Raw genomic sequence first — 9,819 nt, 5'->3', positions numbered from 1 at the left:
TCTCTGCCCGGGGTGCCCGGCCCCGTCCCGCCCGGCGGCCGGCGCACGGCGGAGGCGGGCCCCGTCCTGCCCGCCGTCCGCCGCCCGGAACCGGAACCGGACCCGGTGGCGCGGACCCCGCACGGCGGGGGCCCGGCCCCTGCGGCGGGTCCGCCCGACGGGGCCCAGGACCCGCCCACCCCGCCCACCCCGTCCGCCGCCCCGCCCGCCGCCCCGCCCGCCGGGCGGCGGCCCGGTCCGGTCCGGGTGGCGCCCCCGCGGGAACGGCGGGGCCGAGTGGAGGCGGCCTGGTTCGCCGCCGACGACCTCGGGCCGTTCCTGGCGATGCTCGGGGCCTTCCTGGGCCGCGGCCTCGGCAAGGGGGCCCGCGCCCTGCGCGGCGTACCCGAACAGGGGCGCCGCGGAGCCCGCGCGGTGCGGGCGCCCCGGCAGCGCGGGGGCGAACGGCCGGCGCCCCCGGCCCGCCGGACCCCGCCGGAGGCCCCGGCGGAGCCGGACGAACTGGTCACCCGGTAACCGAGGAGCTGGAGGAACGGCCGTGAGGCGGATGGACGATCTCGTGGTGATCGGCGCGGGCCCGTACGGGCTGTCGATCGCCGCGCACGCGGCTGCGGCCGGACTCGGGGTGCGCGTCGTGGGACGCCCCATGGCGTCCTGGCGGGACCACATGCCCGAGGGCATGTACCTCAAGTCGGAGCCCTGGTCCTCCAACCTCTCCGCGCCCGGAGGCCGCCACACCCTCGCCGAGTACTGCGCCACCCGCGGTCTGACCGCGGAACACGGCAGCCCGCTGCCCATCGGCACCTTCAGCGCCTACGGGCTCTGGTTCGCCCGCCACGCGGGGCTGCCCGAGGTGGAGGAGGACACCGTCACCGAGGTCACCCCGCACGGCGACGGCTTCCTCGTCCACACCGCCGGCGGCCCGCCCCGCCCCGCCCGCACCGTGGCCCTCGCGGTCGGGGTGATGCCCTTCACCCGGTACCCGCGAGCACTGCGCGACCTGCCCCAGGGCCACTGCTCGCACAGCACCGGCCACAGCGACCTGTCCCGCTTCGCCGGACGGGAGGTGGCCGTCCTCGGCGCCGGGCAGGCAGCCCTGGAGACCGCCGCGCTCCTCGCGGAGGCGGGTGCCCGGCCCTGCCTGGTGGCCCGGCGCTCCCGGCTGAACTGGAACACCGTCCCGCAGCCCCTGGACCGGCCCCTGCTGCGCGCCCTGCGCGACCCGCACAGCGGCCTCGGCACCGGCTGGCGCAGCTGGGTGTGGTCGGAGCTGCCCTGGGCGGTGCGGCGGCTGCCCGGCCCCACCCGGGAGCGGATCGCCGCCACCGCCCTGGGGCCCGCCGGGGCCTGGTGGCTGCGGGAGCGCTTCGAACGGCGGGTGCCGACGCTGCTGGGACACCGGCTGCACCGGGCCGTGCCCGTGGCCGGCGGCCGGACCCGGCTCGGGCTGACCACGGCGGCCGGGGAGTCCGTCGTACTGGACACCGCGCACGTCATCGCCGCCACCGGCTTCGCCCCCGACCTGGCCCGGCTGGAACTGCTCGACGCGGGACTGCGCGCGGCCCTGGCGACCGTCGGCGACGGCGGGACCCCCGAGCTCAGCCCCGGCTTCGAGTCATCCTGGCCCGGACTGTTCTTCGCGGGGCTGCTGACCGCTCCCTCGTTCGGACCTTCCATGCGATTCGTACACGGCGCGGGCTTCACGGCGGGGAGACTGGTGAAGGGAGTCCTGGGCCGCCTCGGCGCCCGGGGCCCGCTCACCGGCACCACCGACGGCGCCGGCCCGGACCGGGCCACCGCCGGGCATCCGAAAACGTATCTACGCTGAGATCCACCGGAGAGGGGTCCCGCGATGGGCGCGGAGCGAGCACAGGGCGGCCGTGGCTGGGTGCGCATCCCCGCCAGCCGCGGGGAACACTCCCCGGCCGGAGCCGCCGCCGGCACACCGTACGGCCGGCACGCGTCCGCCGCCGGCAGACCACCGGGCCCCTCCGGCCCCCCCGGCCCCCCCGGGGGCTTCGCCCCCGCCGATCCGGCCGCCATCTACCTCGCCCTCCTCAAGCGCTGGCGGGAGGCCGGACGCACCCTCCCGGGGCATCCTGACGAGGAGTGGGAGCGACTCATCTCCCAGCCGTGCTGGCCCGGCCGTTAGGTGGTGTGACCCGTGGCAGCGGCGGAGCGTGACAGACCCGGACGGGACGGCACCCCCGGCCCGCTGACGGGCCCCGGCGAGCGGCTCGCGCTCAACGGCATGGGCAGCTTCGAATGGCACCTCGACGCCGGGACCGTCACCATCGACGAGGCCGGCCTGGCCGTCTTCGACCTGGAGCCGCAGGAGTTCGACCACACCCCCGACGGCCTCGGGCTGCGGATCCCCGCCGACGACTCGGCACGGCTCCAGGACACCGTGGCAGGCGTCCTGGACGGCGGCGGCGAGACCTACGGCTCGTACTTCACGGTGCGCCGGCGCGACGGCCGCGACCAGTGGACCCACATCCAGGGCCGGGTGCTGCGCGACCCCGACGGGCATCCGCTGCGCATCGTCGCCATCGTGCGCGACGCCACCGCCGAGCTCGCCCACGCCACCGTGCTGCGCAAACTGGAGAACGCCCGCATCCAGCAGGCCGCCATCGTGCAGCGCACCACCGAGGCACTGTCGCGCGCCGTCACCGTCGACGACGTGACGGCCGCCCTGACCGGCGCCGGCGCCCTGGAACGGCTCGGCGCCGACGGGCTCGCGCTGGGCCTCGTCGAGAACGGCACCATCAAGATCATCGCGCTGAGCGGGGAGTCCCTGGAGATCCTCAGCGAACGCAGGTTCACCCGCCTGGACGGATCGCTGCCGCTGTCGCAGGCCGTGCTCACCAGGCAGGCACGATTCGTCACCTCGCTCACCGAGCTGGCCGCCGAGTTCCCGCTGCTCGCCGACTACCTCAACCGGATCCGCTACGACGCCGCCGCCTACCTCCCGCTCATCGCCCAGGCCAAGGCCATCGGCGGACTCGTGCTCTTCTACCGGCGGCGCAACGAGTTCAGCCCGGAGGAACAGAACCTCTGCCTCGGCCTCGCCGGCATCGTCGCCCAGTCCCTGCAACGGGCCCTCCTCTTCGACCAGGAACGCGAATTCGCCACCGGCCTCCAGGCCGCCATGCTGCCGCGCCGGATCCCCGACATCACCGGCGGGGAGATCGCCGTGCGCTACCACTCCGCCTGGAGCGGACGCGAGGTCGGCGGCGACTGGTACGACGTGATCTCCCTGCCCCGCGACCGGGTCGGGATCGTCGTCGGCGACGTCCAGGGCCACGACACGCACGCCGCGGCCATCATGGGCCAGCTGCGCATCGCCCTGCGCGCCTACGCCGGCGAGGGACACTCCCCCTCCACCGTCCTGGCCCGCGCCTCCCGCTTCCTCGCCGAACTCGACACCGAACGCTTCGCCACCTGCATGTACGCACAGGTGGACCTGGAAACCGGCGGTGTACGGGCGGCCCGCGCAGGCCACCTCGGCCCGCTCATCCGGCACACCGACGGCCGCACCGGCTGGCCCAACGTACGCGGCGGCCTGCCGCTGGGGCTGGCCTCCGCCTTCGAACAGGAGGAGTTCCCCGAGACCCGCCTCGACCTGGTGCCCGGCGAGATCCTCGTCCTGTGCACCGACGGGCTCGTCGAGGAACCCGGCACCGCCATCACCCAGGGCATGGAAGCCCTCGCCCACGCCGTGCGCAGCGGACCCCAGGACGCCGGAGCCCTCGCCGACCACCTCTCCGACCGGCTCTGGGAACGCTGGGGCTCCGGCGACGACGTGGCCCTGCTCGTGCTGCGCCGCGCCCCCGACCCCGGCACCCACCGGGCCCCGCGCATCCACCAGTACATCCACCAGGCCGACCCGGAGGGGCTCTCCGAGGCCCGCTACGCCCTGCGGCAGGCCCTGCGCGACTGGGGCATGGCCGAGCTGGCCGACGACGTCGAGCTGGCGGCGGGGGAGCTGCTGGTCAACGCCCTCCTGCACACCGACGGCGGGGCGGTGCTGACCATGGAGGTGCTGCCCGAACCCGTGCGGCGGATCCGGCTGTGGGTCAAGGACCGCTCCAGCGTCTGGCCCCGCCGCCGCACCCCGGGCGAGGCGGCCACCACGGGGCGCGGGCTGCTGCTGGTCGACGCCCTGGCCACGCACTGGGGGGTCGAGTCCCGGGGCGACGGGAAGGCCGTCTGGTGCGAGTTCGACGCCCGTGCCACCCCGCGCGGCACGCCGTGAGCGGACGCTCACTCCGGGTTGTGGGATGCCGGGTGCGGGGTGATGATGCGGCCATGAAACGGAAGGTTTTGCTTCGGGCCGTGCCGTGCGCCGCCTGAGCAGGGGCGCCGTCACGGGCCTCCTCGCGGTGCTGCTGCTGGCGGCCGGGGTGCCGAAGGCCGTGGACTGGACGACGGGACGGCCCCACGCGGACCCGGGGTGCCAGACGGTCGCGTTCATGTCGATGACGGGCGTCGCACCCGAATGCCGCTGACCCGCCGCCGCGCCCGCGGGTTCCGGGCGTCGGCCGCGCCGGAGCCGGATGCCGCCGGCCGGCGGCGGGTGGCCGCGTTCTCAGTGCTGCTCGTGGATCTCGATGTCCCGGCTGTCCACGGCGACCGTGTCGACCGCCTTCGGCATCAGGCCGTGCAGGTGCACCTCCTGGAGCTCCGCCGTCGCCACCGCGCGACCCGGGTGCAGGCCGGCGCCGAACTGCGGCGCCCGCACCTTCCACTCGTGCGGCGCACCGTCGCAGACGACACCGGTCCCGATGCTGAGCCTGCCCGAGTCCTTCTGGGCGACGGTCACCCTGACCTGCGTGGCCCCGCCGGGGGACGCGGTCTCGCACCGGTAGGCCCCGTGAAGGGTGATCGCACCGTCCCGGGCGATCTGCGCGTCCGCGCTGACGACGACGGCCTGCTGAAAGACGGTGGCGGCGGCGGGCGCCGCGAACAAAGCGGTCGCGGCCAGTGCGGAGAAGGCGGAGAAGGCCATTCGGCGGGCAGGCGTACGCATTCTTCCTCCAGGTGGGGGTGGATGACGGGATTCCGCCGGAACGCATTGTGCTGGCAGTCGGGGGCAAACGCGCACCGCATACCCGTGTCGGTGTGTGCAATTGCCCGCTCGGGCGCGTGAGACTGGCCGAAATACATCCCCGCACCGAAGATCCCCGAAGGGGTCCCCGTATGCGCCAGCCCACCGTCGTCCTCGCCGCCGCCACCCTCCTGCCCGTCCTGCTGTTCGGCGCCACCGCCTGCCAGAGCGCCCCCGAGGGTGCCGCACTCGCCCCCGCCGCCGCGCCCGCCGTCCCGGTCGACGACGGGGCGCCCGGTACCGACGAGGAGCCCGGGGCGCCGGCCCGCGGCGCGGACGGGGCCGCCGCGAAGGATGCCCATGTGGGTGACTCCGTACGGGTGCAGGGGCGCGAGGTGGGGCGGCACCTCCAGGCCGTGCTCGCCGCCTACGTGGACCCCGCGCTCAGCGTGGAGCCGAACTACGCGCCCCCCGCCGGGAAGCGCTGGGCGGCCGCCTCGATGTCGTTCGTCAACGTCGGCGGCGCCTCGTACGGTCCCCTCGGGCGCATGTGGGCGTACGACGGCGCGGGAAAGCGCTACCCGACCGTGCGCACCGGTGAACTGACCACCGGCAAACCACTCGTCTTCGATTCCCTCGCGGTCGGTGAGCGGGCCGAGGGATGGGTGGTGTTCGAAATCCCGGAAAACACGCGCATTGTGCGGCTGCAGTATCAGGACGCGAACATCCGGGCGAATTCCGGAGGGGGTTTCTGGTCGGTCTAGCCCGCCCGGGTGAAAGGCCGTGAAAGGGCCCGGTTCCAGAGCACTAAGGTGCGGCGCATGACTTCAACGCAAGCCGAAATCGACCGGTCCCACCTCGGCACCCTGTCCGTGCTCGCCTGGATCGGTGACCCCTCCGAAGGGCACGACATCCCGTACCTCCTCGCCTACACCCTCGGCGACGGCCCGCAGGGCCGGGAGGCGGGCGAGAGGGCCGCGCGCGGACTGCTGGAGGAGATCGGCCTGCCCATCGGCGACGTCGTCATGGACGGCACCCGCAACCCGCGCACCTTCGCCGTGCAGATCCTCCTCGCGGGCAACCAGGTCGCCCTGACCCTGCCGGGCCTGAACGCGACCTGCACCGCCCCCGACGAATGGGTCGCCGCCGCCGGCGAGAGCGGGCAGGCGTACTTCCTCTTCGCCACGCGCGCCTGGCCCGAGGCCGTCCCCGGCAAGCCGGTCACCCCCGAGCTCCTGCAGGCCTTCGCCGGCGACGAGGAAGTGCTGACCAGCAGCGCCCACTGCGTCCTGACGGTGCAGAGCCTCCAGCAGTAGGCGGGGCCGCGCTCCGGCCGCCGGGCCCCCAGCCCGCCCGGCGGCCGGTCCCCCCTTGGCGGCCGGTCCCCCCGCCTCGCGGCCGGTCCCCCCGCCGCCCGGTGGCCGGTCCTCCCGGCCCGCCGTCACACCCCGGTGCGGGGACACTCGAAGGCGAACCGCAGTGAACGCACCCGGTTGTCGAAGCTGGACCCCGCCAGATCGGGCAGCCCCACCGCGCGCAGCCCCACCGGACGCGTCAGCAGCTCGCGGAAGAGCGCCTTCATCTCCACCCGGGCCAGGTGCGCGCCCAGGCAGAAGTGCGGACCGCCGCCCCCGAAACCCAGATGGGGGTTGGGGGAGCGGGTGATGTCGAAGGCGTCCGGATCGGGGAAGACCGCCTCGTCACGGTTGGCGGATGCGTAGTACAGCACCACCTTGTCGCCGGGCCGGAACAGGTGCCCGCCCAGGGTGTGTTCGGCCGCCACCGTCCGGCGGAACTGGATGATCGGAGTCGAGTGCCGGATCATCTCGTCCACCGCGCCGTCCGCGTACTTCTCGAAGTCCGAGAGCAACAGGTCCCGTTGTTCCGGGAAGTCGGTCAGCAGCGTCAGCCCGTGGGTGATGGCGTTGCGGGTCGTCTCCACCCCCGCCACCATCAGCAGACTGAAGAACGCCCCCAGTTGACGGGCCCCGAGCGCCTGACCGTCGACGTTCGCGCAGACCAGCGCCGAGATCAGGTCGTCGGTGGGGTGCCTGCGCCGCTCCCGCCCGATCCCGGCGACCATCCGCTGCATCCGCGCCAGCGCCCGCAGCCCACGCCCCGGCATCCGCAGCCGCGACGCCAGGCCCCGCTCCACCCCGATGTTCTCCGAAGCGTGGTTGACCCGGTCCGCGATCTCCGCCCGGTAGCGCTCCGGGATGCCCATCGTGTTGCAGATGACCTCCAGCGGCAGCCGGGAGGCCACCGCCGACACGAACTCGTCCGGCCGCCCCTCCAGCACGTCGTCCACGATCCGCGCCGCCACCGCGTGGATGTCCTCCTCGGCGGCGGCCAGCAGACGGGGCGTGAAGGCCCGCTGCACGATCTTGCGCAGCTGCGCGTGGTCCGGACCGTCCAGGTTGACCATCGAGTCCCCGAACAGCGCCCGCACCCACCGGGCCGGCTCCGGCGTGGTGACCCCGGGCGCGCTGGCGAACACCTTGGGCAGCCGGCTCGCCTCCTGCACGTCCGCGTGCCGGACGAGCGCCCAATGGCCGGCCCCCTCCGGGACGAACACCGGGGACGGCAGCGCGCGCAGGCGCGCGAAGGCGGCCAGGCGCCGGTCCGGTGGAAGCTGCCAGAAACCCGGCTCGGCCAGTTCCGCTCCGGGACCGGTCGCGCTGCTGTGCCGTTGCGGGGGGAGTGTCATGGGGCCGTCTCTTCCTGTCGCCGTGATGGGTGACGTGCACCGCGTGATGCGTGGCGTGCCGTACGCGGTGCGCCGTGCTGCAGAACGGATCCACGGGCACGGGAGTGACGGCCCCACGGCCGGCGCCTCCCGGGAGCCCCGGACCTCAGACTGTGACGGCCGCCCGCGACCCGCCCCGGACCGAGAGGGTCTGGCCCACCGCCACGGTCGCCGTCGCGACCAGTCCCGCGTAGAACACCGCGTACTCACCCGTCCATGTGCACGCGAGGATCACCACGGCGGACACCGGCAGCACCAGCTGCTGGGCGAGACCTCGCTTGAAGTGCCGGGAGTGCAGCAACCACACCATCATCAGGAACAGCGCCGTCGGGACGGTGACGGCGGCGTTCGCGGCCACCTGTGAAATGTGGGCCTGGCCCACCGCGTGCTCCACCGCGACCTCGATGCCCGCACCGATCGCCGCACCCGACGCGAAGATCAGCAGATGGCCGTAACCCCACGGGATCGCCTGACGGTTGGACGTCAGCCGCTCGTGCATCGGCACCGCGAAGTAGATCCACCACGCGGCGAACACGATCAACAGCCCGCCCGCGGCGATCGGCAGCAGCTCGCCCAGGGCCTCGTGTTCGTCGAGCGCCGACTTCACTGCCACCGTGCTCGCGGCGATCGTCTCGCCGAGCACGATGATGGTGAACAGCCCGTACCGCTCCGCGATGTGGTGCGCGTGCCACGGCGTCTGGTGCCCGCGCTCGGCCAGCACCGGAACCAACAGTTCCGCCGCCACCAGCACCAGGAACAGCCACCGCTTGGACGCGTCCGGGGCGAACAGCAGCGCCACCCACCCCGCCTGGCACAACACCAGCCCCGCCGCGTACTTCAGCGCCGCCGTACGGGCCGGACCGCTCTCCCCGGACGCCGCCCGCAGCCACTGAGCCGTCAACGCCACCCGCATGATCAGGTAGCCGATGACGGCCACCGTCCAGTCGTTCTCGTTGAAGGCACGGCTCACCCCCGCCGCGTAGACCAGCACACCGGCGATCTGCACGAGCGTCGCGATCCGGTACGGCACGTCGTCACAGTCGTAGGCCGACGCGAACCACGTGAAGTTCATCCACGCCCACCACACCCCGAAGAAGACGAAGAAGTACCCGATCACCCCGCTCCCCGGATGGCCCTCCGCCAGCGAGTGCACCAGACACTGACCGGCCTGGGCGATCGCGACGACGAAACAGAGATCGAAGAACAGCTCCAGCGGGGTCGCCGCCCGGTGGTCCTCGTCGCGGCTGCGCGCGGTCATCGGTACGTACGTCATACCGCCCAGCACAGCAGTGCCCGGCGGCCTGACAGGCGAGGCGCGCGGCCCGCACCTCCCGGGTACCCCGGGCGGACTCGTAGCGGCCCAGCACCATCCGAACGATCCGACGGCGCCCGGCCGACGCCGGGTACGCCGCCGCCGGCCCGAGCCCCGAGGCCGGGCTCACGGTCGCACTCCGGCAACCCGGCAGCCCGCCACCCCGTCGGCGTGCCGGTCCGGCGGCCCGGCACCCGTCGGCGTGCCGGTCCGGCGGCCCAGCACCCCTGCGGCCCGCCGGCCCGGGCCCTCGCCGTCCCGCCGGCCCGCCGGTCCGGCGCCCCGGCCGGCCCGCACGGTCCGCCTCCCCACCGGCGGACCCGGGACGGGAGGACCCCGCCCCGGCCGCGGTGACCGCCTCGGCCCCCACTCGCAGGCCGTACGGGGGCTCCGGCGCCCTGACCGGCGGATCCCGGTGATCTTCCGGGATCAGCACACGCGCCAAGCCGAGGGCCAGGGCACCGAGGCGCAGGCGGCCGCGCAGAAGCAGTCCGGGACGGAGGCGGGCGCCGTCACCGGCTTCTCCTCCGCCACCGCCGCCTACGGCTTCTTCCTCATCCCCGCGATGTTCGCCGTCATGGCCGTCACCACCGCGCTGTGGATCTTCATCGGCTTCCACCCGACCTGCCTCGCCGTGTGCCGGTGGTTCCACGCCCGCAAGGGCGCCGAGGCTCCCGGCTGAACCGGGCGGGCGGCGGGGTCCGCCGTACCCTG

At 74.4% G+C, this 9,819-nt stretch carries 10 protein-coding genes and 1 pseudogene; 8 read left to right on the top strand and 3 right to left on the bottom strand.

What is annotated here, in order from left to right; translation table 11 throughout:
* The 5 genes and pseudogenes from ACEPPI_RS20410 to ACEPPI_RS20390 form a co-directional block, all read left to right on the top strand.
* Positions 1-516, top strand: a pseudogene (locus ACEPPI_RS20410) (hypothetical protein); the annotation flags it as partial.
* A gap of 31 nt (positions 517-547) precedes the next feature.
* On the top strand, positions 548-1,828 hold the full coding sequence (locus ACEPPI_RS20405; protein ID WP_373916669.1) for an NAD(P)-binding domain-containing protein: 1,281 nt from the start codon (positions 548-550) through the stop codon (positions 1,826-1,828).
* 24 nt (positions 1,829-1,852) lie between these two features.
* On the top strand, positions 1,853-2,152 hold the full coding sequence (locus tag ACEPPI_RS20400) for a hypothetical protein (RefSeq protein ID WP_373916668.1): 300 nt from the start codon (positions 1,853-1,855) through the stop codon (positions 2,150-2,152).
* A gap of 12 nt (positions 2,153-2,164) precedes the next feature.
* Entirely contained in the window at positions 2,165-4,255 is a 2,091-nt protein-coding gene (locus ACEPPI_RS20395; RefSeq protein ID WP_373916667.1) for a SpoIIE family protein phosphatase, read from the top strand.
* 85 nt (positions 4,256-4,340) lie between these two features.
* Positions 4,341-4,508, top strand: a complete 168-nt coding sequence (locus ACEPPI_RS20390; protein WP_373916666.1) for a hypothetical protein — start codon at positions 4,341-4,343, stop codon at positions 4,506-4,508.
* An 80-nt stretch (positions 4,509-4,588) separates the two neighbouring features.
* On the opposite strand, the gene ACEPPI_RS20385 is transcribed toward ACEPPI_RS20390, so the two are convergent.
* Positions 4,589-5,029: a DUF6299 family protein gene (locus ACEPPI_RS20385; protein WP_373916665.1), complete on the bottom strand. Its 441-nt coding sequence runs from the start codon at positions 5,027-5,029 to the stop codon at positions 4,589-4,591.
* Positions 5,030-5,199: 170 nt separating this feature from the next.
* Here ACEPPI_RS20385 and ACEPPI_RS20380 point away from each other — a divergent pair, with 170 nt between their 5' ends.
* Entirely contained in the window at positions 5,200-5,811 is a 612-nt protein-coding gene (locus ACEPPI_RS20380) for a DUF4352 domain-containing protein (RefSeq protein WP_373916664.1), read from the top strand.
* Positions 5,812-5,868: 57 nt separating this feature from the next.
* Positions 5,869-6,363, top strand: coding sequence for a DUF5949 family protein (locus tag ACEPPI_RS20375; RefSeq protein WP_373916663.1), 495 nt, complete (start codon positions 5,869-5,871; stop codon positions 6,361-6,363).
* A 125-nt stretch (positions 6,364-6,488) separates the two neighbouring features.
* Here the strand turns inward: ACEPPI_RS20375 and ACEPPI_RS20370 are convergent, their stop codons facing one another.
* Both ACEPPI_RS20370 and ACEPPI_RS20365 read right to left on the bottom strand, forming a co-directional pair.
* Complete coding sequence (locus tag ACEPPI_RS20370) at positions 6,489-7,754, bottom strand: cytochrome P450 (protein ID WP_373916662.1); 1,266 nt, start codon at positions 7,752-7,754, stop codon at positions 6,489-6,491.
* A gap of 145 nt (positions 7,755-7,899) precedes the next feature.
* The gene (locus ACEPPI_RS20365) at positions 7,900-9,066 is read right to left on the bottom strand and encodes a low temperature requirement protein A (protein WP_373916661.1); all 1,167 of its coding nucleotides are present in this window, start codon (positions 9,064-9,066) and stop codon (positions 7,900-7,902) included.
* Positions 9,067-9,520: 454 nt separating this feature from the next.
* Between ACEPPI_RS20365 and ACEPPI_RS20360 the strand changes: the two genes are divergently transcribed.
* On the top strand, positions 9,521-9,787 hold the full coding sequence (locus tag ACEPPI_RS20360; protein WP_373916660.1) for a hypothetical protein: 267 nt from the start codon (positions 9,521-9,523) through the stop codon (positions 9,785-9,787).
* Positions 9,788-9,819 lie beyond the last annotated feature (32 nt).

Source organism: Streptomyces sp. AB3(2024) (assembly GCF_041862025.1).
In the GTDB taxonomy this organism is placed as follows: Bacteria; Actinomycetota; Actinomycetes; order Streptomycetales; family Streptomycetaceae; genus Streptomyces.
This window is presented reverse-complemented; position numbering and strand designations above follow the sequence as displayed.